Source organism: Thauera aromatica, from assembly GCF_023093595.1.
Taxonomy (GTDB): Bacteria; Pseudomonadota; Gammaproteobacteria; order Burkholderiales; family Rhodocyclaceae; genus Thauera; species Thauera aromatica_A.
The window spans coordinates 41,371-63,362 of record NZ_JALLIK010000090.1 but is presented as its reverse complement, the minus strand read 5'-3'; the positions used below and the strand labels follow the sequence as shown (position 1 = coordinate 63,362).

Genomic DNA, 21,992 nt, shown 5'->3' with positions numbered 1-21,992 from the left:
CGTGTGCTCTGGCGTGCCTGGACCGATCGCAAGCCCTATGACGTCGCCAACCACGGCGCAGCTAAGCCGTTCCTTCAAACCGCCGGGGGTTGACACAGGGTGTCTCATGCCTGCCCTCCGGATGCCACCCGGTCCTGGGCCAAGGGGTCGTTGCGCCTGACTTTCCGGCGCGGTTCGGGGCGGTAATGGGTATTGACGAATTCACCCACCCAGTCGGCGACTTCGCGCGACATCGGCACGCCATCGACCTGCTCGCCCGCATCCAGCCAGCGCGCCGCCTCGCCATAGCTCACCGACACCGCCGCCGGCAGCGCCAGTTCGCCCTCCCGGCGCCACATCACGAACACTTTGGGCACCGGTGCGCTGAGATTGCTGAAATAGTTTTCCGCTTCGTCGCGGAACAGCTCGAGGGCGAAGCCGCCCACCCGCCATTGCGCGCGCTCGGTCTCGGCGACGATCTGGCGCGGAGCAGGATCGGCCTCTTCGAAAGCCGGCACCACGCCGACCGCCTCCCAGGCCTCATCCACCCAGAGGTTGTCCAGGCGGCGGCGCTCCATGACCACCGCAATCGGAAACTGCTTCATCGCGCTTCACCCCATGGAAAACGGGCGCACACACGCTGCGCATCGAACAGCGACGACACCTATGTTTCATGAAGCATAGGTTGTCGACACGCTTTTTGCGATGCGGGATTCCGCTTACTCCCGGCACGGGGTGTCCACACGCCGCCATCCCGCTACAATCGGTGTCCAGCCCTGCCGAGGATGGCACCGATGGACGCCCACCTTCCCCTTCGCCCTGTGCTGAGCCGGGCCAGCCGCCCGCTCACCGTCGAGATTCCTGCCGTGGATGAGCACGGCACGACCGTGCCGACGCCGATCGCCGGCGAGCACCCGCTCACGCTTTACGTCGACAAGCGCGAGATCGTCACCCTGATGACGCTCGGCGCCGCGCCGGAGGCACTCGCCATCGGCTGGCTGCGCAACCAGCGCCTGGTCAAGAGCCTGGACGAGATCGCCGCAGTGCAGGTCGACTGGGAGGTGGACGCGGTCGCAGTCACCACCCGCGGTGGCCTGCACGAGGCCGACGAAAAGCTCGGCAGCCGCACCGTGACCACCGGTTGCGGCCAGGGCACGGTGTTCGGCGGGCTGATGGACGAGATCGACCAGGTCCGCCTGCCCCACGGCCGCCACCTGAAGCAATCGACGCTCTATGCGCTGATGGAGGCGGTGCGCCACCACGAATCGATCTACAAGCAGGCCGGCGCGGTCCACGGCTGCGCGCTGGCCCGGGCCACGCCGGACGGTTGCAAAATCCTGATGTTCTTCGAGGACGTCGGCCGCCACAACGCGGTCGACGCGATCGCCGGCCAGATGTGGCTCGACGGGGTGGGCGGGGCCGACAAGATCTTCTACACCACCGGCCGGCTGACTTCGGAAATGGTGATCAAGACCGCGCAGATGGGCATTCCCTTCCTGGTGTCGCGCTCCGGCCTGACCCATATGGGCTGGCAGATCGCGCAGAAGATCGGCCTCACCATGATCGGCCGCGCGCAGGGCAGGCACTACCTGTTGTTTACCGGCGCCGACCGCTTCGAGCGCGACTAAGCGCCCCGCCCGATCCGGCCCTGTTTTCGCACCTCCGGCCGCCTCTTCGATCTGCTGCGCCGTTTCCCCGCCGCGCGCGCGCCCGGCAGCGGCTCAGCCTCCCCCCGACCGATCTCCCCGATGAAGATGACCATGCAGACCCAGAACGACGTTTCGCCGCAGAACCCGTCCCCCCGCCCCGCCGAGCACAGGATCACCGGCGTGCTCCTCGCCGGCGGCCAGGGCAGCCGCATGGGCGGCGTCGACAAGGGCCTGGTCGAGCTCGCCGGCCGGCCGATGGCCGCCCACGCGCTCGAACGCCTCGCCCCCCAGGTCGACGAGCTGCTGATCAACGCCAACCAGAACCTCGACACCTGGACAGCCTTCGGCTACCCGGTGTTCGGCGACGATGTCGGCGGCTTCGCCGGCCCCCTCGCCGGCCTCCACGCGGCGCTGGTCCGCGCCCGCCACCCGCTGGTCGCGACCGCTCCCTGCGACTCGCCGTTCCTACCTGCCGACCTCGTCGCCCGGCTCGCCGCCGCGCTCCACGCGGCCGGCGCCGACCTCGCGGTGGCGAAGACCTTCGACCAGGCCCATCCGGTGTTCTGCCTGTGCCGGCGCGAGCTGGCCGGACATCTCGGCGACTTCCTCGCCGCCGGCGGACGCAAGATCGACCGTTGGTACGGCAGCCTGAACGTGGTCGAAGTCGCCTTCGACGACCAGGAAGCGGCGTTCCGCAACATCAATACCCGCGCCGAGTTGGCCGACGCGGCAAAGGCGCTGCCGGCTCAGCGCTCGAAGTAGGCGACGATGAAATCGGCGACCTGCGCCGGATCGTTGATGTCGAGCTGGGGCAGCGCGGTGGCGAGCGGCGCGTCGGTGGCGACGGCGACGATGTGCGGGTCGCCGGGGAACAGCAGCGGCTCGCCGACCACGGCGCGGCGTATTTCGATCTTCGGGATCGGCGCACGCTTGAAGCCTTCGACCAGCACCAGGTCGCAGTCGCCGAGCTTGCCGAGAAGCTCGTCCAGCGTGGCCTCGGGCGCACCGCGCAGCTCGCGCGTCAGCGACCAGCGCTGGTCCGAGCTGACCAGCACTTCGCGACAGCCGGCCTGGCGGTGGCGCCAGGAGTCCTTGCCTTCGTGGTCGATGTCGAAGCGGTGATGGGCGTGCTTGACCAGCGACACCGCCAGCCCGCGCGCGCTCAGCACCCCGACCACCTGCTCCACCAGCGTGGTCTTGCCGCTGCCGGACCAGCCGGCGAATCCAATCACGTTCATGTCGTTCAGTCTGTCCTTGTATTCCGGTTTCGGCCACGCACGGAAGGCGCAGCCACTGCATTGCGATGCTTCGGCCCGGCGCGCGGATGGGCGGTCAATGCGCCGCCATCGCCCGCGGTCCGTCCCGCCGGCGCTAGAACGGCTTCAACACCACCAGGAACACGACCACGAACAGCACCAGCACCGGAATCTCGTTGAACACCCGGTACCAGACGTGGCTCTTCGTGTTGCGCCCGGCGGCGAAGTCGCGCAGCAGCCGGCCGCAGTACAGGTGGTAGCCGACCAGGCCGACGACCAGCGCCGTTTTCAGGTGCAGCCAGCCGCCGCTGAAGCCGTAGCCGAACCACAACCACAGCCCGAGGGCGACGGCGAGGATGCCGAGCGGAGTCATGAAGCGGTACAGCTTGTGTTCCATCAGCGCCAGGCGCGCGCGGGTAGCGTCATCTTCGACCATGGCATGGTTGACGAACAGCCGCGGCAGGTAGAACAGGCCGGCGAACCAGCTCACGACGAAGATGATGTGCAGCGCCTTCAGGGTCGGCATGGGAAATCGTGCTCCACGAGGGGATCGGGTTCGGAAGGATGCGCCGGAGGCAGCGCGGCAAGGCCGGCGGCGACCGTCGGGTAGCGCAGACGCAGGCGCAGCTCCCGCTTCAGCCGGCGGTTGTCAAGGCGGCGCGACTCGCTCATGAAGGACAGCGCCAGCGCCGACAGGTGCTCGGCGATCGCCGCGCGCCCCAGCCGCGGCGGGTGCGGCAGGCCGCAGGCATCGGCGACGGCATCGAAATATTCGCCCATCTTCAGGCCGGAATCGTCGCTGGCGTTGTACGCCCGCCCGGGGCGCGCGCGGAACAGCGCCAGACAGGCGATGCGGGCGAGATCGTCGGCATGGATGTGATTGGTATCGACATCGTCCGCGGCCGCAAGCACCGGGTCGCCGCGGCGCAGGCGCTCGAGCGGCAGGCGGTCGGCCGCGTAGATGCCGGGGGCGCGCAGGATCGCCACCCGCACCCGGCAGCGCCGGCCGAAGGCGCGCAGACGGGACTCGGCATCGACCCGGCGCCGGGCGCGCGCGGTGCGTGCCCGGCAGGGCCGGGTTTCATCCACCCGGGCGCCCGCGCAGTCGCCGTAAACCCCTGTCGTGCTTATGTATACCACCCCCTGTGGTAGACTCCGCCCCGCCGCCAGCGCCGCCAGCAGGCGCTTCGTGCGCGGATCGCCTTCCCCGCCCGGAGGCGGCGGAGCGAAGTGCAGCACGGCCTCGGCCAGCCCTGCCAACCGTCCCAGGCTGCGACGGTCATCGAGATCGGCCCGCAGCGGCACCGCGCCGGCCGCACGCACGGCCGCCCCGCTTTCGCCGCGACGCACGAGCGCGAACACGCGGAAACGGCGCACGAGCCACGGCAGGGCGCGCAGCGCGACGTCACCACTGCCGACGATCAGGATCCTTTTCATTTTTTAATTATCTCACGCGCCATGAAACATCGGATTTCACTTCAGCCGGGGGACCATCGCTTCGATGCCGACGACGGCCAGACCGTGCTCGAAGCCGCACTCGCCGCCGGGCTACGGCTGCCGCACAGCTGCCGCGACGGCGTCTGCGGCGCGTGCAAGGGCAAGGTGCTCGCGGGCGAAGTGGACCACGGCCACCCTGCCGGCGGCGCACTCAGCGCCGCCGAGCGCGCCGCCGGCCTGGCGCTGTTCTGCTGTGCCCGGCCGCGCTCCGACCTCGTCGTCGAAGCGCGCGCGATCGACCGCCCGGGCGACATCCCGGTCAAGCGCCTGCCCTGCCGCGTGCACCGCCTGACGCGCCTGGCCGACGACGTGATGCGGGTCGACCTCAAGCTGCCGGGCAGCGAAATCTTCGAATTCCGCGCCGGCCAGTACATCGACATCCTGCTTGCCGACGGCCAGCGACGCAGCTTCTCGATCGCCAACGCGCCGCACGAGCACGGCTACCTCGAACTGCACGTGCGCCGCATCGACGGCGGCCGGTTCACCGGCCACGTCTTCGAGACGATGAAGGAAAAGGACATCCTGCGCCTCGAAGGCCCGCTCGGCGATTTCTGGCTGCGCGAGGATTCCGCGCGCCCGATCGTGCTGCTCGCCGGCGGCACCGGCTTCGCCCCGATCAAAGGCATCGTCGACCATGCCATCCACATCGGCATGCGCCGCCCGATCAGCCTGTACTGGGGCGCCCGCACCCGCGCCGGCCTGTACCTGGACGCCCTCGCACGCAGCTGGCAGACGGCTCTGCCCGGCCTGCGCTATGTCCCGGTGCTCTCCGACGCCCCCGCCAGCGACGGCTGGGACGGCCGCCGCGGCCTCGTGCACCAGGCCGTGCTCGACGATTTCGCCGAGCTCGGCGGCCACGAGGTCTATGCTTGCGGGGCGGCGGCGATGATCGAAGCGGCGCGCACCAGCTTTTGCACCACCCGCAACCTGGACGAAGACGCCTTCTTCGCCGATGCCTTCACTTTCGCCCCGCAGACAAACTGAACCGGAGCCGGAGCGCCCGATGCCCCAGACCACCCTGCTGACCCGCGAACCGGTCGTCAACAAGAACCGCGCGATCACCGCGAACCGCCTCATCGCCCATGGCCCGAGCATCGCGTCGGTGGTCGACGCCCTCGCCGCGCAGGCCGAAGTCTGGCCCGGCTATCACCCCGTTTTCCTCAGCCTCGGCGACCTCGTTCCCACCCCCGAGCTGATGGCCTGGCGAATGCCTGAAAACGTCACCATCGAAATTCCCGCGCAAACCCTGTCCAATTCGCACACCCGGGCGCTGATGAGCCGGCTGCGCGACGACGGCATCGCGATGTGCCTGAGCTGGTTCACCCCGGACACGCCCCTGCCCGCCCATTTCGACTGGCGTTTCGTGCTCATGGACGCGCGCGGTGAACAGGTGCCCGCCCACTCGCCGGGGTTGACGCTGGCCTGGGGCCTGGCCGACGTCGATGCGTTCCGCCAGGCCGTGGCTGCCGGCTTCGATGGCGCCTCGGGCTGGTTCTTCCGGCACGGCAACCCGCCGGCCCGGACCCTCAAGCCGGGGCACGCGCAGATCGTCCATCTGCTCAACCTGGTACGCAGGAACGGCGACATCCGCGACATCGAAACCGTGCTCAAGCAGGACCTGGCCCTGTCCTACAAGCTGCTGCGCTACATCAACTCCGCAGGTTTCGGCCTGATGTACGAAATCCAGTCGTTCCGCCACGCGGTCAACATCCTCGGCTACGACGCCCTCAACAAATGGCTGTCCCTGCTGCTGGTCACCGACAGCCGCGATCCGAGCGCCCCGGCGCTGATGCAGACGGCGATCACGCGCGGACGGTTCATGGAAGAGGCGGGGGCCGGCCATGTCGATGCCGACGAGCGCGACAACCTGTTCATCACCGGCGCATTCTCGCTCCTGCACGTTCTCCTCGGCACCTCCATGCAGGCCCTGCTCGACAAACTCCACCTGCCCGCCAGCGTCAGCGATGCGCTGCTCCATGACCGCGGTGAATTTGCCCCCTTCCTGCGTCTGGCCAAAGCCTGCGAAAGCCTCGACGGCAGCGCGCTCGGCACCCTCGCCGACGAATTCGGCTTCACTCCCGAACGCCTCAACCGCGCCCAGCTCATCGGCCTGAGCTTCGCCGACAGCCTGCAGGCATGAACGCCGCCGCCCCGGGCGGATACCCTCCGGGAAATGAAAAAGGCCGGCGTGCGCCGGCCTTTTTCATTTCCCGGAGGCGCGTGTCCGCGCCCCGTCTCCCCCGCTTATTTCTGCGACAGGATCCACGCCACGAGCGTCTTCGCATCGGCGTCGTTCACCTGCGGGTTAGGCGGCATCGGGATCTGGCCCCAGGCGCCGACGCCGCCCTTCTGCACCTTGGTCGCGAGCTTGGCGGCCGCATCGGCCTGGCCGGCGTACTTGGCGGCGACATCCTTGTAGGCCGGGCCGACCAACTTCTTGTCAACCGCGTGGCAGGCCATACAGTTCTTGGCCTTGGCCAACTCGGCCGAAGCGAACGCCGGCGCAGTGGACAGGAGACCGGCGGCAACCGCCGCAGCAACGAAAAGCTTCATCTTCATTTCCTCATGGTGTTGGGTTGGTTGCGATCATCGACAGGGCGACCCGATGCGATCGCCGTCATCGGGAGCAAGGCGCGGCGGTCATGACCGACCGGCACGACAAGACCGATGAAAACGCTACAGCCGGAAGTCCAGCAGCCGGCAGCCGGCAGTCTTGTCGATGGCCGATCTTAAATCAGCCTCGGGAGCTTGCCTATGCTGCGCGCCATGGCGAAACGCCCTGTTGCGCTTTATAATCCTGCGCCCTTCCGGCGCGCCGCCGCCGCCTCACTGCCGCACCTCCATCGCCTCGTCCGGCCTCAACCCGGCGTGGCTGGCGCGGAACGGATTGATGTCCAGCCCGCCGCGGCGGGTGTAGCGCGCCCACACCGCCAGCTCGCGCGGCCGGCAGCGCGCCAGCAGGTCGCAGAACATGCGCTCCACACACTGCTCGTGGAACTCGTTGTGGGCGCGGAAAGATACGATGTAGCGCAGCAGTCCCGCGCGATCGATCGCGGCACCGGTGTAGCGCACCACCACCATGCCCCAGTCGGGCTGCCCGGTGACCAAGCAATTCGACTTCAGCAGGTGCGAATACAGCGTTTCGGTGCGCTCGGCGCCCCCGGCACGCAGGAAACCGGGCTCGGGCTGGTAGGTATCGATGTCGATTTCCAGCCCATCGAGGCACACGCCCTGCGGGTAGCCGGAAGCGCGCTGCGGGCGCATCGCCAGCGGCGTCACGGCAACGCCGACCTCGGCCCCGGCCGCCGCGGACAGGTCGCGCGCGATCCGCACGCGCAACGCCTCCACCGCGGCGAAGCGCTGCTGGTTGAAGGAGTTCAGATAGAGCTTCAGCGACTTCGACTCCACCAGCCGCGGCGAAGCCGCCGGCACACGGAATTCGCCCAGCGCCACCACCGGCTTGCCGCGCGCATCGAGCCAGGACAGTTCGTAAGCGTTCCACAGGTCTTCGCCGACGAACGGCAGCGCCCCGGCGCGCAGACCGAGCTCATCGCGCTTGAGCTGGCGCTCGATCGGGAACAGCAGCTCGGGCGCATAGGTGTCGCGGTAGGCGACCGCCTGCCCGAGGAGCGAGGTTTCGGCGCCGTGGCGGGGGCTACGGGGCCGGCTCATGCGGGCGCCCCCGGGCGCGCGGGAAGCCGCCGCGGAGCGAACAGCGCGGCCAGATCGAGATTCGCCTCGAGCGCATCGGCAAGGCGTTCCAGATCGGCCTCGCGACGCGCAGCCAGATCGACCGGAGCGAAACCGCCGCCCCCGCCATCGGTGCGCAGCCCGGCCCAGGCAAGCAGCACCGCAAGCGCGCCGGGCGCATCGAACAGGCCGTGGACGTAGCTGCCCAGGATCTGGCCGTCCGCCGACAGCGCGCCGTCGGCACGCTCTTCGCCGCCGGCAGTGCGCAGCAGGGTGGCAGGCCGCGCCAGCGCCGGACCGCGCGACACACCCAGGTGGATTTCGTAGCCTTCGACTTCACCCCCCGCTCCGCCTTCGCCACCACCGGCCGCAGCGCTCAAGGCCACGGACAGGCGGCCGCGCACATTCTCCAGCCGCTTGTCGCGTTCGAGCACAGTTTCCATGTCGAGCAGGCCGAGACCGGTGACCGTGGCCGGCGGCCCTTCCAGGCCGAGCGGGTCGGCGAGGCTGCGGCCGAGCATCTGGAAGCCGCCGCAGATCCCGATCAGCTTGCCGCCATAGCGCAGATGACGCGCGATCGCCGCCTCCCAGCCTTGCGCACGCAACCAGGCGAGATCGGCGTGCACCGCCTTGGAGCCGGGCAGCACGATCAGGTCGGCGGGCGGAATCGCCTGGCCGGGGCCGACCCAGCGGAAATCGACCTGCGGATGCAGGCGCAGGGCGTCGACATCGGTGTGGTTGGAGATCCGCGGCCAGGCCGGTGCGATCACGCGCAGCGCACCTTCCCCGGCCTGGACGTCGGCAGCGCCGTCGGCGAGCGCATCCTCGGCATCGAGGAACAGCCCGTGCAGATAAGGCAGCACGCCGAACACCTTGCGTCCGGTACGCGCCTCCAGCCAGTCCAGCCCCGGTTGCAGCAGGCCGAGGTCGCCGCGGAAACGATTGATGACGAAGCCCTTGACCCGCGCCTGTTCGGACGGCGAGAGCAGTTCGAGGGTGCCGACGAGGTGGGCGAAGACGCCGCCGCGGTCAATGTCGGCGACCAGTACCACCGGCACGTCGGCGGCCTCGGCAAAGCCCATGTTGGCGATGTCGCGATCGCGCAGGTTGATCTCCGCCGGACTGCCGGCGCCTTCGACGAGCACAGCCTGGTAGGCCGAGCACAGGCGGTCCCAGCTCTGCATCACCGCCGCCATCGCCGTCGGTTTGTAGGCATGGTAGTCGCCTGCCGACAGGCTCGCGACGACGCGGCCGTGGACGATGACCTGGGCACCGATGTCGGTCGCCGGCTTGAGCAGCACCGGGTTGAAGTCGCTGTGCGGAGCGACGCCGGCGGCGAGCGCCTGCAGCGCCTGGGCACGGCCGATCTCGCCGCCATCGGCGGTGACCGCGGAATTGAGCGCCATGTTCTGCGGCTTGAACGGCGCCACCCGCAGGCCACGCCGACGCAGCACGCGGGCGAGTCCGGCGACCAGGGTGCTCTTGCCGGCGTCCGAGGTGGTGCCCTGCACCATCAGCGTGATCGGGGAGGACATCGCGTAGAATCGGCCTGCGTTGACGAAGGGTCCGATTATCGCCGATTCGCAACCGGGCGGGACTTCCACCGCGCCGGCTCCGGAAGGCGCCCGGCACGGCTCTCCGCCGGCGTCCCCGAAGCACCGCAAAAACCGGCCTCGTCGCGCCTGTCCCGGACAGGCGCCTGTTCCTGCCCTCCGATTCCGCTCCGATGCTGCTTTCCACCACTTCGATCGCGCTCAAACTGGGCGCCGGGCTGCTCGCCGACCGGCTGTTCGGCGAGCTGCGCCGCTTTCATCCGCTGGTCGGCTTCGGGCGCTGGGCGGCGCACGTCGAAGCGGGGTGTCGGCGGATTCTCGGCGCCAACCGCCGCGCCGGCCTCGCGGCCTGGGCGCTGGCGGTGCTGCCCTGGGTCGCGCTGGCGCTGTGGCTGCGCGGGCTGCACCCGCTGGCGCACTGGCCGGTGGATGTGGCACTGCTCTATTTCGCCCTCGGCGGGCGCAGCCTGGCCGAACACGCACTGGCCATCGCCACCCCCCTGGCGGCCGGCGAGCTGAGCCTGGCGCGCGAGCGGGTGGGATGGATCGTCAGCCGGGAAACCGCTGCGCTCGACGCCGAAGGGGTGGCACGGGCGGCCACCGAATCGGTGCTCGAAAACGGCAACGACGCGGTGTTCGGCGCCCTGTTCTGGTTCGTCGTCGCCGGCGGCGCGGGGGCGCTGGCGTTCCGCCTGGCGAACACGCTCGACGCGATGTGGGGCTACCGCAGCCCGCGCTACCTGCACTTCGGCTGGGCGGCGGCACGCCTCGACGATCTCTTCAACGCCTTGCCGGCACGCCTGACCGCACTCACCTATGCGCTGCTCGGCCGCACCCGGCGCGCCCTGGCCTGCTGGCGGACGCAGGCGCACGCCTGGGACAGCCCGAACGCGGGGCCGGTAATGGCCGCCGGCGCCGGCGCGCTGGGCGTGCGCCTGGGCGGCGCGGCGGTCTATCACGGCCGGGCCGAGGATCGCCCGGTGCTCGGCGAGGGCCGCCCGGCCGATGCGGCGAGCATCGCCGAGGCGGTCGCGCTGGTGCGCCGGGGCGCACGGTGGTGGCTGGGGCTGGCGGCCCTCGCGGCACTGATCCAGGCCGGGCTGTCGACGCTCGCGGGAGCGCCCCATGCTTGAGCATGGCGGCCGGCTGCGGCGCGCCGCCCGCGAGCACGGCATCCCGCTCGCCGCCTGGCTCGACCTGTCGACCGGGGTCAATCCGCAGGCCTATCCGGCACCGCCGGTCCCGGCCGCAGCGTGGCAGCGCCTGCCGGAAGACGACGACGGGCTGGAGGACGCCGCCGCACGCTATTACGGCAGCGCGGCGCTGCTGCCGGTGGCCGGCTCGCAGCCGGCGATCCAGGCCCTGCCCGCGGCCCTGCTCCCGGCCTGGGCCGCGGGCAGGGCCGCGCGCGCCCGGCACGGCGCCGCCGCGCCGCCGCGGGTCGCCCTGCTCGCACCGAGCTACGCCGAGCATGCCCACGCCTGGCGCGGCTGCGCCCCCGCCCTGGTCAGCGCCGAGAACATCGCCGCGGCCGTCGACCGTAGCGACATCGTCGTCCTGGTCCAGCCGAACAACCCCACCGGGGCCCTGTTCGAGCGCGCGCACCTGCTCGACTGGCATGCGCGGCTCGCCCGCCGGGGCGGCTGGCTGGTGGTGGACGAGGCCTTCATCGACACCGTCCCGGAGGCCAGTCTGGCCCCGGCCGCCGGAGTCGACGGGCTGGTGGTGCTGCGCTCGCTGGGCAAGTTCTTCGGCCTCGCCGGTGCGCGCGTAGGCTTCGTCCTGGCCCCGGCCCACCTGCGCCGGGTGCTGGCGGACACGCTCGGCCCCTGGACCCTGAGCGGCCCTGCCCGCCTCGTCGCCCGCCAGGCGCTGTCCGATCACAGTTGGCAGGCCCGCACCCGCACCCGGCTGCGGGCCGCCGGCGAACGCCTGCAGGCCCTCCTCACCGCCACCGGCTTTGCCCCCGTCCACGGCCCGGCTCTGTTCAAGTGGGTGCCGACCCCGCACGCCGCCGCGCTCCATGCGCACCTGGCACGCCACGGCATCCTGAGCCGCCTGTTCGACACCCCCCCGGCCGTGCGCTTCGGCCTGCCGCCGGACGAGCACGGCTGGCAGCGTCTGGAAGCCGCGCTGCAGGCCTGCGGCGAAGCGCTCCACCGCTCCGGGAGCGCGCCCGCCGGCAGTCCCCCATCGCCCCGGACCCGAGAACATGGTTGCTGACACCTTTCCCCGCCTGCACCACGGCGCCACCCTTGCCCTGCTCTGCAGCCTTGGCCTCCCCGCTGCCGCGCAGGTCGACATCACCGACGACCGCGGCCACCGGCTGGTGCTGAAAGAGCCGGCGCAGCGCATCGTCAGCCTCGCCCCCCACGTCACCGAGATCCTGTTCGCCGCGGGGGCCGGCGACAAGGTGGTGGGGGTGGTCGCCTACAGCGACTACCCGGAGGCGGCGAAAAAGCTGCCGCAGGTCGGCGGCTACACCCAGATCGACCTCGAAGCGATCGCGGCCTTGCGCCCCGACCTGGTGATCGGCTGGCCGAGCGGCAACCGCAGCGCGCCGCTCGAGCACCTCCGGGCGCTGGGCATTCCGGTCTACCTGAACGAGCCGCGCAGCCTCGATGCGGTCGCCCACAGCCTCGAGCAGTTCGGCCGGCTGGCGGGCAGCGAAGCGCCGGCGCAAGCCGCCGCCACCGCGTTCCGCGAACGCCGCAACGCGCTCGCCGCGCGCTACCGCGAGCGCCCGGCGGTGCGCACCTTCTACCAGATCTGGGACCGGCCGCTGATGACCGTCAACGACGAGCACCTGATCGCCGACGTGATCCGCCTGTGCGGCGGGCGCAACGTCTTCGGCCAGCTGTCGCAGCTGGCCCCCACGATCGGCGTCGAAGCGGTGCTCGCGGCCGACCCCGAAGCCATCGTCGCCAGCGGCATGGGCGAGGGGCGCCCGGAATGGCTCGACCAGTGGAAACGCTGGCCGCAGCTCGAAGCGACGCGCCGCGACAACCTGTTCTTCATCCCACCCGAGCGCATCCAGCGCCACACGCCGCGCATCCTCGACGGCGCACAACGGCTTTGCGAGCAGCTCGAGCAGGCGCGCGCGCGGCGCGGCGAAGTCAGTCCGGCAGCACCATCGGGTGGCGCCTGACGCGGGCGAACTCCCACCACGCCCGATCGAAGACCCAGGCCAGGGCCGGCAGCAGCTCGGGGAAGAAATGGCGCGCCGCGGATGTCGCCTCCTGCGGCCGCCACGCCGCCGACACCCGCAAGGCGCGCAGCCGACGGCGCAAAGGCGGGTGGAACGGCGCTCCGCCCGCCTCCGCCTCCGCCGTCCACGCCGCGGCAGCCATCGCCGAAGCGGAAAACCCCGCATCCATGCCGGTACCCATTTCGCGAAACGGCCGCACCGGCGAAGCGGCATCGGCCTCATGCCGGGCCAGCACCCGCGGCCAGTAGTCGTGCTCGAGGAATTCCGCCCGCCGGCTGAGCTCGGCCAGCGCATCGCCGACCGCCTGCGCCCCCACCAGGCGTGCGGCGAGCGCGTCGGCCTCGAATTCCTCCAGGCGCGACAGGCGCAGCATGTCGGCGCAGTACCCCGCGGACAGGCGGTCGATCGCCCCCTTCGGCAGCGGCAGGCAGGCCGACGCCTCGTCGAGCGCGCGCACCCACCACGCCCGCAGGTGGGCTCCGTGCGCACACCAGCCGCAGCGCTGCGCGGCGAGATGGCCGAACTCATGGGCGAGCACGGCGGCGAGCTGGGCCGGCGACAGGCTATGCACCAGCGGCAACCCCACCAGCAGTTCGGTCCGCAGCCCCCCCACGCCCCCCAGACGCGGCCGCTGCACCACCGCGGCGTTGATCTCGGCGGTAATGCGGACGCAGTGCACCGCCGGCACCCCGGAGCGCTCGGTCAGGTTGTCGAGCAGCCGGAAGAACGCCGGCGCCGCCGCACGCGGCAGGCAGATCCCCTCGATCCGCGGTGCGGGGCTCGACAGCACGCGCAGCAACGTGCCTGCTGCGAGCAGCCCGCCCAGCCCGGCCAGCGCCGCGAGCAGGGTTTCGAGCGGCTGCCCCAGCCCGACTGCCGCCCACATCAGGACAAACGCCTGGCCACTGCCATAGATGAACAGGGCGGACAAGGCCACGATCGACGCCAGCCCGCCTGCCGCTGCCCACGCCAGCCGGTACGCGAGCCGGGCGCGCAGGGAGGGGACGCTCTTCCGAAGCTGAAAATGATTCATCTCGATCAAAAGGATGGAGGTCGATCGGGGAACCGCCCGGCAACGCCCCGACTATCGCCCATTTTATGCATTATGCAAATACCCGAGCCTGCTGGAGCCGCTTTCGTCCGCCGGGCACAGCCGAAATGGCTCGCTTATCCGCGCCGAAGCCCTTATAGTGCCGGCTCGCCGCGAATGCACCAATCGATCGCGGCGCCCCTGCAACGATCCCTGCGGCCAGAAATCGGCCCGGATCCCTCCCTGCCAGTCCGGATTGGTGTCGCGTCGATCCGCGCGACGGACTGCCGCTGGAAACATCGATGAATTCCGAAGTGACTTTCGCCAGCCTCGGGCTGACCGAACCCCTGCTGCGCGCCATCGGCGAAGTCGGCTATTCCACGCCGACGCCGATCCAGGCCCAGGCCATTCCCCAGGTGCTCGCCGGCGGTGACCTGCTCGCCGCCGCCCAGACCGGCACCGGCAAGACCGCCGGCTTCACCCTGCCGCTGCTGCACATGCTGGCCGCGACCCATGCCCACCCCCATCCGCCCGGCCGCCCGCGCTGCCTGATCCTGACCCCGACCCGCGAACTCGCCGCCCAGGTCGAGGAGTCGGTGAAGACCTACGGCAAGCACCTGCCGCTCGCTTCGCTGGTGATGTTCGGCGGGGTCAACATCAACCCGCAGATCGCGGCGCTGAAAAAGCGCGTCGACATCCTCGTCGCCACCCCGGGGCGGCTGCTCGACCACGTCGGCCAGAAGACGCTCGACCTCTCCGGCGTCGAGATCCTGGTCCTCGACGAAGCCGACCGCATGCTCGACATGGGCTTCATCCGCGACATCCGCAAAATCCTCACCCTGCTGCCGAAAAAGCGCCAGAACCTGTTGTTCTCGGCGACCTTCTCCGACGAGATCCGCCAGCTCGCCGGCGGCCTCCTGCACAATCCCGGCACGGTGGAAGTGGCGCCGCGCAACACCACCGCCGAACGCGTCGACCAGGCGGTCTACCAGGTCGGGCAGAAGCACAAGCGCGAACTGCTCGCCCACCTGATCAAGGAAAAGCAGTGGTTCCAGGCGCTGGTATTCACCCGCACCAAGCACGGCGCCAACAAGCTCGCCGAATACCTCAGCAAGCACGACATCGGCGCCGCCGCGATCCACGGCAACAAGAGCCAGGCCGCGCGCACGCGTGCGCTCGCCCAGTTCAAGGACGGCTCGCTGCCGGTGCTGGTCGCCACCGACATCGCCGCGCGCGGGTTGGACATCGACCAGCTGCCGCAGGTGGTGAACTTCGAGCTGCCGAACGTGCCCGAAGACTACGTGCACCGCATCGGCCGCACCGGCCGTGCCGGTGCCGCAGGCAACGCGATCTCGCTCGTCGACAGCGAGGAGATCAAGCTGCTGAGCTCGATCGAGCGCCTGATCAAGCGCCGCATCGAGCGCGTCACTGCCGAAGACTTCGTGCCCAGCGCCGGCGCCGAGGCGGCCCACGACGCCGACCACCAGCGCGACCCGCTGCCGCGCCGCGGCGGCAACCGTCCGGAGCGTAGCCGCAGCCAGGCGCCGGCGCGTCAGGCTGCGGCGCGCAGTGGCGAGCGCCCGGCCGGCACCCGCGCCGGTACGCCGGGCAAACCCGGCGGCCGTCCGCAGGCGCCGCGCGGCGAGGCGAATGGCAACCGCGCCCCGCGCCAGGCCGAAGGCCGTGAAATCGACGGCAACCGCCAGCCGGCGGCGCGCGCCGAAGTGAACGGCAACCGCGCCGAACACGGCAACCGCCGCCCGGACGTCGACGGCAACCGCATTTCCGCGCCGCGCCGCGGCGAAGCCGGCGGCAACCGCCCGCAGCAGCGCGCGGCGTTGTTTTCCGCCAAGCCGGGGAAGAATTAAGCGCCGGCGCCCGGACGGGCGCCGGCTCGAACCGGGCGCGGCGAGGCTGCCGGGAAGCGCCCGGCTCAGGCGCGCTGCAGCCGCAGCGGAGCGTCCAGCCGCTCCAGCGCGGACCGCGGGGAAGCGTGACCGTGGCCGTCGAGCCTGAACACATCGACCACCGCCTCCAGCTGGGCGGCCTGCTCTTCCAGCGCCTGGGCAGCGGCGGCGGCCTGTTCGACCTGCACCGCATTCTGCTGGGTGACGCCGCTGATCTCGGCGATCGAGGCGGTCACGCGCTCGATGCCCAGAGTCTGGTCGGCGCTGGCCGCGGCGATGCCGCCGACGATCTCGGTCACCTGCTGGATCGACTGCACGACTTCGCCCATCGTCGACCCGGCCTGGTGCGCCAGCGCCCCGCCGGCGGCGACCCGCTTCACCGAGTCATCGATCAAGGCCTTGATTTCGCGCGCGGCGCCCGCCGAACGCTGCGCCAGGCCGCGCACCTCCGAGGCCACCACGGCGAAGCCGCGGCCCTGTTCACCCGCGCGTGCCGCCTCGACCGCGGCGTTCAGCGCCAGGATGTTGGTCTGGAAGGCGATGTTGTCGATGACCTGGATGATGTCCGCGACTTTCTGCGACGAGGCTTCGATCGCGTCCATGGTGTGCACCACCTGCGCCACCACGTCCCCGCCGCGCTGCGCGACCTCCGAGGCGGAAACGGCCAGCTCGCTGGCCTGGCGTGCACCGCCGGCGTTGTGGTTGACCGCAGTCGTCAGTGCCTGCATCGAGCCGGCGATCTGACGGATGGTGTCGGCCTGGCGCTCGGTGCGCTCGGAGAGATCGGCGCTGCCGTTGGCGATGTCGCGCGACGCGGCGAAGATCGCATCAGTACCGCCGCGCACTTCGCCGACGATGCGGCGCAGGCTCGCGCTCATTTCCTTGAGCGCCTGCTGCAGGCCGCCGATCTCGTTGTTGGAGGTGACGGCGATGTCCTGCGACAGGTCGCCGGCGGCGATGCCACGCGCCACCTGTACGCCGGAGCGCAGCGGCACCGTGACCACCTTGCAGATGAACGGATAGATCAGCAGCAGCACCGGGATGCTGGTGACGACCAGCCATCAGGATCGACTTCCAGCGCTGGGCGGCGAGGTCGGCATTCACCTTGTCGAGCGAGACCTTCATGCTCACCGCACCGAGAACGCTGTTTTCGGCGACCTGGTGGCAGCTCAGACAGTTCTTCCCGAGGTAATCCTGCTGCGCCAGTGCCGGGCGGACCACGCGCAGGTATTCGCCCTTGCCATCCGACTCGACCACGCTCAGGGCACGGCCATTGTCGAGCACCCACTGTTCGCTGCGATCGGGCCGGGCATCGTGGGCCGTGCCTTCGCCGAAGGTCTCGATCACCGCGGTGCCGCGCACCACGCGCACGTCGCGGATCGAGCCGAGCTGGTTCATCTGGTCGAGCAGGACGTCACGCTGGCCGATGGTGCCGGTTACCATCATGCCGGTCAGGCCGGCCATCGTCGCCTCGTGCATGCTGCGGGAGAATTCCTCGGCCTGACTCAGCGCGGCCTGCCGGTAAACGTGGTTCTGCCAGACGATCACCGCGGTCCATACGACGAACAGCGCGATGCCGATGGTCAGCAGCAGCTGCACCCAAATCCTGATCCTGGGGGAATTTGCCGTGGGTTTCATGGTGTGGGGCCGGAAAAGAAGCGTAGCGGGAATTCCGCAGGTGCCAGAACGGCTCGACACCCCGGGGCGGATACAGCGGAGGCGCAATGCGCCGGCAGCGCGGCGTGAAAATGTAAGCGCATTGTAACGGCCCTTTCCCGCCGCCGGCCAATCGGATCGGCATGCCCGCCGCCTGCGGCTCCGGCGGCGTCGCGCGGACTTAGCCCGCGCGGCGCAGCTGCGCCATCGCCTCGCCCATGCGCACGGCCCGCGCCGGCCCCCACTCGGAACTGAAGCGCAGCACCCCTTTCGGAAACAGCAGGACGACAGTCGAGCCGAGCAGGAAACGCCCCATTTCCTCGCCCCGCGCCAGCACCACCTCACCGTCGGCATAGCTGCGCTTCTCGATGTCCGGGCGCCGCGGCGGATTGACCACGCCGTGCCACGCCGTGGCCATGCTGCCGACGATGGCCGCACCCACCAGCACCATGGCAAAGGGGCCGAACTCACCTTCGAACACGCACACCACGCGCTCGTTGCGCGCGAACAGCCCGGGCACGCCGCGTGCGGTCGCCGGATTGACCGAGAACAGCTCGCCCGGCACGTAAGTCATCTGCAGCAGTTCGCCCGCGCACGGCATGTGAATGCGGTGGTAGTCCTTCGGGCTGAGGTAGAGGGTGGCGAACTCGCCGTCCTCGAAGCGTGCCGCCAGCCGGCGGTCGCCACCGACGAGAGCGGCGGTGGAATAGGCGTGGCCCTTGGCCTGGAAGATCTGGTCGCGTTCGATCGGGCCGAACTGGCTGATCGCGCCATCCACCGGACACAGGAAGTCGGCGTCGGCGAGCGGGCGGGCGCCCGGGCGCAGCGAACGGCTGAAGAAGTCATTGAAGCAAGCGTAGCTGCCGGGGTCGGGATCGGCCGCTTCGTTCAGGTCGACCCCATAGCGGCGCACGAACCAGCCGATGAAGGCGGCGGTCGCCCGCCCGCCGTGCATACCTGCAAGCCTGCCGGCACACCGGGTCAGCAGCTTTTTGGGCAGGACATGCTGCAAGGCTACGAATAAGCGTTCGTACACGGCAACACCCACCTTCGTCGAAAAGCGCCCATTATATCGCCCGCCCCGCTCCCCCCCGCCGGAACAGGCTCGAAGCGCTGCCAACTACGGGCGCGGATTCGCTATAATCCGCCCTCTCCGAGGAGCGCTGCGAGGCGCCGGCCTGCCACCGCAGGTCCGGTCCCCAGGCTCGGACCCCGCCGCCCCCCGGCGGGTAGCGGCACAACGGCGCTCACCCTGCTGATCATTCTCAACCCCCGCCGGGTTCGGGATGCCGGGTGAGCACGAAGCGGCGCGCGCACTGCGCCCGCTCTCCGCCCCGTCCCCGCCCGGCCCTGGCAAGGAGCTTCACATGAACGCTGTGGCCGACACACCCGCAACCGCTTCCGGATTCACCGATTTCGTCGTCGCCGACCTCACCCTCGCCGACTGGGGGCGCAAGGAAATCCGCATCGCCGAAACCGAGATGCCCGGCCTGATGGCGATCCGCGACGAATACGCCGCCGCCCGGCCCCTGCGCGGCGCACGCATCACCGGCTCGCTGCACATGACGATCCAGACCGCGGTGCTGATCGAGACCCTGACCGCGCTCGGCGCCGACGTGCGCTGGGCCTCGTGCAACATCTTCTCGACCCAGGACCACGCCGCCGCCGCAATTGCTGCCGAAGGCATCCCGGTGTTCGCGGTCAAGGGCGAGTCGCTCGCCGACTACTGGGACTACACCCACCGCATCTTCGAGTGGCCGGCGACGGCCGACGGCTCGCCGGTGTATTCGAACATGATTCTCGACGACGGCGGCGACGCGACGCTCCTGCTCCACCTCGGCGCGCGCGCGGAGCGGGACATCGCCGTGCTGGCGAAGCCCGGCTCCGAAGAGGAAACAATCCTCTTCGCCGCAATCCGCGCCAAGCTCGCGGTCGACCCGAGCTGGTACTCGAGCCGCCTGGCGCAGATCAAGGGCGTCACCGAAGAAACCACCACCGGCGTGCACCGCCTGTACCAGATGCACGCGAAGGGCGAGCTGAAGTTCCCCGCGATCAACGTCAACGACTCGGTCACCAAGAGCAAGTTCGACAACCTCTACGGCTGCCGCGAGTCGCTGGTCGACGGCATCAAGCGTGCCACCGACGTGATGATTGCGGGCAAGGTCGCCGTCGTCTGCGGCTACGGCGACGTCGGCAAGGGCTCGGCGCAGGCGCTGCGCGCGCTCTCCGCCCAGGTCTGGGTCACCGAGATCGACCCGATCTGCGCCCTGCAGGCGGCGATGGAAGGCTACCGTGTCGTCACCATGGACTACGCCGCCGAACACGCCGACATCTTCGTCACCTGCACCGGCAACTACCACGTCATCACCCACGAGCACATGGTGAGGATGAAGGACCAAGCCATCGTCTGCAACATCGGCCACTTCGACAACGAGATCGACGTCGCCTCGATCGAGCAGTACCGGTGGGAAGAGATCAAGCCGCAGGTCGACCACGTGATCTTCCCCTCCGGGCGCCGCATCATCCTGCTCGCCAAGGGCCGGCTGGTGAACCTCGGCTGCGCGACCGGCCATCCGTCCTACGTCATGAGCTCGTCGTTCGCCAACCAGACGATCGCGCAGATCGAGCTGTTTACGCGCACCGCCGACTACCCGGTCGGGGTCTACACCCTGCCCAAACACCTCGACGAAAAAGTCGCCCGCCTGCAGCTGAAGAAGCTCAACGCCGAACTCAGCGTACTGACCCCCGCGCAGGCGGCCTACATCGGCGTCCCGGTCGAAGGGCCGTACAAGGCGAAGCATTATCGCTATTGAGCAGCGGCCAGGGCACGATACGGCCTGCGATGCAGACGGGAGCTCGCCATGAGCATGAACGCCTTCCATGCCCGCCAGGGCAAGCCGCGCCCGGCCGCACATGGGCGCACCGCCGCCGACCGCCACGGTCTGCTGCGCGTCGACCAGTTGCTGGTGACCCAGGGGCTGGCGCCCTCGCGCACTGCGGCGCGCGCGCTGGTCGAGGCCGGCCGCGTCAGCCATGACGGCCAGCCGGTCACCAAGCCGGCGCTGGCGCTGCCGCCCGATGCTCGGCTGACCGTGACTCCCGCCGACAGCGACCGCTTCGTGTCGCGCGGCGCGCTCAAGCTCGAAGGCGCGCTCGCGCGCAGCGGGCTGGACGTGCATGGCGCCGTCTGCCTCGACATCGGCCAATCCACCGGCGGCTTCACCGACTGCCTGCTGCAGGCCGGGGCGGCGAAGGTGGTCGGCGTGGAGGTCGGTCACGACCAGCTCCATCCGCGCCTGTGCAAGGAACCGCGCTGCGTCACGCTCGAAGGTCTCAACGCCCGCCAGCTCACCGCCACCGAGCTCGGCGAGCACTTTCCGCCGCGGGGTTTCGACCTCCTCGTGTGCGACGCCAGCTTCATCTCGCTGACGCTGCTGCTGGCGCAATGGCCGGCCCTGCTGTCGCCCGCCGGCCACATGCTGGCGCTGGTCAAGCCGCAGTTCGAAGTCGGTCCGCAAGGCCTGGGCAAGGGCGGCCTCGTGCGCGATGCGGCACTGTACGCCGAAGTCGAGGCGAAGCTGCGCGCCGCCGCCCACGCCGCCGGGCTGATCATCCTCGACTGGTTCGATTCGCCGATCAGCGGTGGCGACGGCAACCGCGAATTTTTCTTCCATGCCATCCGCACACCGGCTGGCGACACCGATCCGGACACCCCATGAGCACCGAAATCTCGATCGAGTTCTTCCCCCCCACCACCGCCGAAGGCGCCGACAAGCTGCGCACCACCTGTGCCCGCCTGGCGGCACTGAAGCCCGCCTTCTTTTCGGTCACCTACGGTGCCGGCGGCTCCACCCGCGAGCGCAGCTTCGCCACCGTCAGGGACATCGCCGCCGCCGGCTTCGAAGCCGCGCCCCATCTGTCGTGCATCGGCTCCACCCGCGACAGCATCCGCGCCATCCTGCAGGACTACGCCGGCGCCGGCGTGCGCCGCATCGTCGCGCTGCGCGGCGATCTGCCCTCGGGCGTGCAGGACCCGGGCGAATTCCGCTATGCCAACGAGCTGGTCGAGTTCATCCGCGCCGAAACCGGCGACCGCTTCCACATCGAAGTCGCCGCCTATCCCGAGTGGCATCCGCAGGCGAAAAGCCCGAAAGACGACCTCGCCGCCTTCAAGCGCAAGGTCGAGGCCGGCGCCAACGCCGCGATCACGCAGTATTTCTACAATCTCGACGCCTACCTGTACTTCGTCGATGCGGCGCGCAAGATCGGCATCGACATCCCGATCGTGCCCGGCATCATGCCGATCGGCAGCTTCAGCAAGCTCGCCCGCTTCTCCGATGCCTGCGGCGCCGAGTTGCCGCGCTGGATGCGCAAGACTTGCGAGAGCTACGGCGACGATGCCGAGTCGGTGCGCGCCTTCGGCCTCGACGTGGTGACCCGGCTGTGCGAGAAGCTGCTCGCCGAAGGCGCGCCCGGCCTTCATTTCTACAGCATGAACATGGCCGGCCCCACGACCGAGATCTGCCGCCGCCTCGGCCTGGCGGCCTGAACCGCCGCCTCCGGACCG

Annotated in this window: 22 protein-coding genes; 11 read left to right on the top strand and 11 right to left on the bottom strand. The window is 70.1% G+C overall.

Features of this window, described 5'->3' with window-relative positions; genetic code table 11:
- Window positions 1-104 precede the first annotated feature (104 nt).
- On the bottom strand, window positions 105-584 hold the full coding sequence (locus MXC99_RS05840) for a DUF3305 domain-containing protein (RefSeq protein ID WP_247724565.1): 480 nt from the start codon (window positions 582-584) through the stop codon (window positions 105-107).
- Window positions 585-773: 189 nt separating this feature from the next.
- On the opposite strand from MXC99_RS05840, the gene MXC99_RS05835 reads away from it, so the two are divergent.
- Entirely contained in the window at window positions 774-1,607 is an 834-nt protein-coding gene (locus MXC99_RS05835; protein WP_247724564.1) for a formate dehydrogenase accessory sulfurtransferase FdhD, read from the top strand.
- 132 nt (window positions 1,608-1,739) lie between these two features.
- A complete protein-coding gene (gene mobA, locus MXC99_RS05830; protein WP_247724570.1) occupies window positions 1,740-2,390 on the top strand; it encodes a molybdenum cofactor guanylyltransferase MobA in 651 nt (216 codons plus the stop codon).
- On the opposite strand, the gene mobB is transcribed toward mobA, so the two are convergent.
- From mobB to MXC99_RS05815, 3 genes are all read right to left on the bottom strand, one after another.
- Entirely contained in the window at window positions 2,375-2,866 is a 492-nt protein-coding gene (gene mobB, locus MXC99_RS05825; RefSeq protein ID WP_247724563.1) for a molybdopterin-guanine dinucleotide biosynthesis protein B, read from the bottom strand. The genes mobA and mobB overlap by 16 nt on opposite strands.
- A 133-nt stretch (window positions 2,867-2,999) precedes the next feature.
- On the bottom strand, window positions 3,000-3,410 hold the full coding sequence (locus tag MXC99_RS05820) for a CopD family protein (RefSeq protein ID WP_247724562.1): 411 nt from the start codon (window positions 3,408-3,410) through the stop codon (window positions 3,000-3,002).
- Window positions 3,398-4,321: an NAD-dependent epimerase/dehydratase family protein gene (locus MXC99_RS05815; RefSeq protein WP_247724561.1), complete on the bottom strand. Its 924-nt coding sequence runs from the start codon at window positions 4,319-4,321 to the stop codon at window positions 3,398-3,400. The genes MXC99_RS05820 and MXC99_RS05815 overlap by 13 nt, the downstream gene beginning before the upstream one ends.
- A gap of 21 nt (window positions 4,322-4,342) precedes the next feature.
- Here MXC99_RS05815 and MXC99_RS05810 point away from each other — a divergent pair, with 21 nt between their 5' ends.
- Both MXC99_RS05810 and MXC99_RS05805 read left to right on the top strand, forming a co-directional pair.
- Window positions 4,343-5,365 carry a CDP-6-deoxy-delta-3,4-glucoseen reductase gene (locus MXC99_RS05810; protein WP_247724560.1) on the top strand — a complete coding sequence of 341 codons (1,023 nt, stop codon included), beginning with the start codon at window positions 4,343-4,345 and terminating at the stop codon, window positions 5,363-5,365.
- Window positions 5,366-5,384: 19 nt separating this feature from the next.
- Window positions 5,385-6,521 carry an EAL and HDOD domain-containing protein gene (locus MXC99_RS05805; protein ID WP_247724559.1) on the top strand — a complete coding sequence of 379 codons (1,137 nt, stop codon included), beginning with the start codon at window positions 5,385-5,387 and terminating at the stop codon, window positions 6,519-6,521.
- A gap of 104 nt (window positions 6,522-6,625) precedes the next feature.
- On the opposite strand, the gene MXC99_RS05800 is transcribed toward MXC99_RS05805, so the two are convergent.
- From MXC99_RS05800 to MXC99_RS05790, 3 genes are all read right to left on the bottom strand, one after another.
- Window positions 6,626-6,934, bottom strand: coding sequence for a c-type cytochrome (locus MXC99_RS05800; RefSeq protein WP_247724558.1), 309 nt, complete (start codon window positions 6,932-6,934; stop codon window positions 6,626-6,628).
- A gap of 273 nt (window positions 6,935-7,207) precedes the next feature.
- Window positions 7,208-8,053, bottom strand: coding sequence for an NADPH-dependent 7-cyano-7-deazaguanine reductase QueF (queF, locus tag MXC99_RS05795; RefSeq protein WP_247724557.1), 846 nt, complete (start codon window positions 8,051-8,053; stop codon window positions 7,208-7,210).
- Entirely contained in the window at window positions 8,050-9,606 is a 1,557-nt protein-coding gene (locus MXC99_RS05790) for a cobyric acid synthase (RefSeq protein ID WP_247724556.1), read from the bottom strand. Before MXC99_RS05790 ends, queF begins: the two co-directional genes overlap by 4 nt.
- Window positions 9,607-9,797: 191 nt before the next feature.
- On the opposite strand from MXC99_RS05790, the gene cbiB reads away from it, so the two are divergent.
- From cbiB to MXC99_RS05775, 3 genes are read left to right on the top strand one after another with little or no spacing between them, the layout of a single operon-like run.
- Window positions 9,798-10,757, top strand: coding sequence for an adenosylcobinamide-phosphate synthase CbiB (gene cbiB / locus MXC99_RS05785; RefSeq protein WP_247724555.1), 960 nt, complete (start codon window positions 9,798-9,800; stop codon window positions 10,755-10,757).
- Window positions 10,750-11,847 carry a threonine-phosphate decarboxylase CobD gene (gene cobD, locus MXC99_RS05780; protein WP_247724554.1) on the top strand — a complete coding sequence of 366 codons (1,098 nt, stop codon included), beginning with the start codon at window positions 10,750-10,752 and terminating at the stop codon, window positions 11,845-11,847. The genes cbiB and cobD overlap by 8 nt, the downstream gene beginning before the upstream one ends.
- On the top strand, window positions 11,837-12,772 hold the full coding sequence (locus MXC99_RS05775; RefSeq protein ID WP_247724553.1) for a cobalamin-binding protein: 936 nt from the start codon (window positions 11,837-11,839) through the stop codon (window positions 12,770-12,772). Before cobD ends, MXC99_RS05775 begins: the two co-directional genes overlap by 11 nt.
- On the opposite strand, the gene MXC99_RS05770 is transcribed toward MXC99_RS05775, so the two are convergent.
- Entirely contained in the window at window positions 12,741-13,865 is a 1,125-nt protein-coding gene (locus MXC99_RS05770; protein ID WP_247724552.1) for a M48 family metallopeptidase, read from the bottom strand. The two genes, MXC99_RS05775 and MXC99_RS05770, sit on opposite strands and share 32 nt — an antisense overlap.
- A 299-nt stretch (window positions 13,866-14,164) precedes the next feature.
- Here MXC99_RS05770 and MXC99_RS05765 point away from each other — a divergent pair, with 299 nt between their 5' ends.
- Window positions 14,165-15,730, top strand: coding sequence for a DEAD/DEAH box helicase (locus MXC99_RS05765; RefSeq protein WP_247724551.1), 1,566 nt, complete (start codon window positions 14,165-14,167; stop codon window positions 15,728-15,730).
- A 65-nt stretch (window positions 15,731-15,795) separates the two neighbouring features.
- On the opposite strand, the gene MXC99_RS05760 is transcribed toward MXC99_RS05765, so the two are convergent.
- The 3 genes from MXC99_RS05760 to asd all read right to left on the bottom strand — a co-directional run bounded on the left by MXC99_RS05760 (window position 15,796) and on the right by asd (window position 18,461).
- Window positions 15,796-16,713: a methyl-accepting chemotaxis protein gene (locus MXC99_RS05760; protein ID WP_247724569.1), complete on the bottom strand. Its 918-nt coding sequence runs from the start codon at window positions 16,711-16,713 to the stop codon at window positions 15,796-15,798.
- Window positions 16,598-17,368: a hypothetical protein gene (locus MXC99_RS05755; RefSeq protein WP_247724550.1), complete on the bottom strand. Its 771-nt coding sequence runs from the start codon at window positions 17,366-17,368 to the stop codon at window positions 16,598-16,600. The genes MXC99_RS05760 and MXC99_RS05755 overlap by 116 nt, the downstream gene beginning before the upstream one ends.
- 238 nt (window positions 17,369-17,606) lie before the next feature.
- Window positions 17,607-18,461, bottom strand: coding sequence for an archaetidylserine decarboxylase (gene asd / locus MXC99_RS05750; RefSeq protein ID WP_247724549.1), 855 nt, complete (start codon window positions 18,459-18,461; stop codon window positions 17,607-17,609).
- A 331-nt stretch (window positions 18,462-18,792) separates the two neighbouring features.
- Between asd and ahcY the strand changes: the two genes are divergently transcribed.
- Genes ahcY through metF form a run of 3 tightly spaced genes read left to right on the top strand, consistent with a single transcriptional unit; the run spans window position 18,793 to window position 21,974 of the window.
- Complete coding sequence (gene ahcY, locus MXC99_RS05745; protein ID WP_247724548.1) at window positions 18,793-20,238, top strand: adenosylhomocysteinase; 1,446 nt, start codon at window positions 18,793-18,795, stop codon at window positions 20,236-20,238.
- A gap of 48 nt (window positions 20,239-20,286) precedes the next feature.
- Window positions 20,287-21,144, top strand: a complete 858-nt coding sequence (locus tag MXC99_RS05740; RefSeq protein ID WP_247724547.1) for a TlyA family RNA methyltransferase — start codon at window positions 20,287-20,289, stop codon at window positions 21,142-21,144.
- Window positions 21,141-21,974 (top strand): methylenetetrahydrofolate reductase [NAD(P)H], encoded by an 834-nt coding sequence (gene metF / locus MXC99_RS05735; RefSeq protein ID WP_247724546.1) that lies wholly within the window; start codon window positions 21,141-21,143, stop codon window positions 21,972-21,974. Before MXC99_RS05740 ends, metF begins: the two co-directional genes overlap by 4 nt.
- The last annotated feature ends 18 nt before the right edge of the window (window positions 21,975-21,992 follow it).

Bases quoted from the DNA above. Each gene is read 5' to 3' on its own strand.
- MXC99_RS05840 (WP_247724565.1), bottom strand. From the start codon at position 584: ATGAAGCAGTTTCCGATTGCGGTGGTCATGGAGCGCCGCCGCCTGGAC.
- MXC99_RS05835 (WP_247724564.1), top strand. From the start codon at position 774: ATGGACGCCCACCTTCCCCTTCGCCCTGTGCTGAGCCGGGCCAGCCGC.
- mobA (WP_247724570.1), top strand. From the start codon at position 1,740: ATGCAGACCCAGAACGACGTTTCGCCGCAGAACCCGTCCCCCCGCCCC.
- mobB (WP_247724563.1), bottom strand. From the start codon at position 2,866: ATGAACGTGATTGGATTCGCCGGCTGGTCCGGCAGCGGCAAGACCACG.
- MXC99_RS05820 (WP_247724562.1), bottom strand. From the start codon at position 3,410: ATGCCGACCCTGAAGGCGCTGCACATCATCTTCGTCGTGAGCTGGTTC.
- MXC99_RS05815 (WP_247724561.1), bottom strand. From the start codon at position 4,321: ATGAAAAGGATCCTGATCGTCGGCAGTGGTGACGTCGCGCTGCGCGCC.
- MXC99_RS05810 (WP_247724560.1), top strand. From the start codon at position 4,343: ATGAAACATCGGATTTCACTTCAGCCGGGGGACCATCGCTTCGATGCC.
- MXC99_RS05805 (WP_247724559.1), top strand. From the start codon at position 5,385: ATGCCCCAGACCACCCTGCTGACCCGCGAACCGGTCGTCAACAAGAAC.
- MXC99_RS05800 (WP_247724558.1), bottom strand. From the start codon at position 6,934: ATGAAGCTTTTCGTTGCTGCGGCGGTTGCCGCCGGTCTCCTGTCCACT.
- queF (WP_247724557.1), bottom strand. From the start codon at position 8,053: ATGAGCCGGCCCCGTAGCCCCCGCCACGGCGCCGAAACCTCGCTCCTC.
- MXC99_RS05790 (WP_247724556.1), bottom strand. From the start codon at position 9,606: ATGTCCTCCCCGATCACGCTGATGGTGCAGGGCACCACCTCGGACGCC.
- cbiB (WP_247724555.1), top strand. From the start codon at position 9,798: ATGCTGCTTTCCACCACTTCGATCGCGCTCAAACTGGGCGCCGGGCTG.
- cobD (WP_247724554.1), top strand. From the start codon at position 10,750: ATGCTTGAGCATGGCGGCCGGCTGCGGCGCGCCGCCCGCGAGCACGGC.
- MXC99_RS05775 (WP_247724553.1), top strand. From the start codon at position 11,837: ATGGTTGCTGACACCTTTCCCCGCCTGCACCACGGCGCCACCCTTGCC.
- MXC99_RS05770 (WP_247724552.1), bottom strand. From the start codon at position 13,865: ATGAATCATTTTCAGCTTCGGAAGAGCGTCCCCTCCCTGCGCGCCCGG.
- MXC99_RS05765 (WP_247724551.1), top strand. From the start codon at position 14,165: ATGAATTCCGAAGTGACTTTCGCCAGCCTCGGGCTGACCGAACCCCTG.
- ahcY (WP_247724548.1), top strand. From the start codon at position 18,793: ATGAACGCTGTGGCCGACACACCCGCAACCGCTTCCGGATTCACCGAT.
- MXC99_RS05740 (WP_247724547.1), top strand. From the start codon at position 20,287: ATGAGCATGAACGCCTTCCATGCCCGCCAGGGCAAGCCGCGCCCGGCC.
- metF (WP_247724546.1), top strand. From the start codon at position 21,141: ATGAGCACCGAAATCTCGATCGAGTTCTTCCCCCCCACCACCGCCGAA.